We start from the raw sequence: 834 nt of genomic DNA on the forward strand, positions 1-834 counted from the left end.
TACGGTCGCGGCGCTGGCGCTGCCGGCGAAAGTCATTGCCACAGCGGCGGCGAGAGCGATTTTTTTCAGGAGTTTCATGATTCGTAGTCTTTTCTATTCAGTAGGGCAATGAGGTACAAGTATCTGAATATAAGCAATTGCCGTGCCAGGTTTATATAATTGTTTTAAATCAATTACTTACCTAAAACAGCTGATCAGTAGCGAACTCGACTGTAAAGAATCCCGATTAATTTTGGCTATGAATCGAGGCCATTTCCGGGCGCGTAATAAAAAATGCCAGTCAGCTGGGCTGACTGGCATTCTGGCTGGCCCCTTGTCATCAAGGGGCCAACTGTATGTAACAGGTGATTACGCCTTCTTGGCGCGCTTGCGGCTCACGAAGCCGGCGCCCAGCATGGCGATACCGAACAGGGCCAGCGAACCTGGCTCTGGGACTTCAGCCAGCTTGAATTGACCGTTGTTGCCAAGGAAGATGTTACCTGGGCCGTTAGCGTAGTCGGTGCCGTTGCAACCAGCACCTTTGTAACCAGCAAACTCGCAGGCAATTTCGCTCACTTGCAGGTCGTCTGGCGCGCCGACGGTGTTGGCGTTGGTGAAGGCAAAGGCCATCACCGATTCCAGCGACAGGTCGTCGCCGTTTTCACGGAAGAAGTAGCCAGCGTCCAGGGTGCCAGCGTCGGCTTTCGCGAACACGGTGACTTGACCGTTGGTGGTCGGCGAGCCGCTTGCATCGACCAGACCGCCGCCGCCAGCCATCACGGTGAAGGTAGCGATTTCGTTGCCCAGGTTGGCGCCGTAGAAGCCCTCGGTGCTGGCGTACTGGTTGTTCGTATC

Annotated in this window: 1 protein-coding gene; it reads right to left on the reverse strand. The window is 54.9% G+C overall.

Features of this window, described 5'->3' with window-relative positions; all coding sequences use genetic code 11:
• Positions 1–348: 348 nt before the first annotated feature.
• The coding region (locus ACHAC9_RS24485) for a PEP-CTERM sorting domain-containing protein (RefSeq protein WP_435764414.1) at positions 349–834 on the reverse strand (486 nt) is incomplete at its 5' end.

The sequence above is a fragment of the Massilia sp. CMS3.1 genome (assembly GCF_051262535.1).
Taxonomy (GTDB): Bacteria; Pseudomonadota; Gammaproteobacteria; order Burkholderiales; family Burkholderiaceae_D; genus Telluria.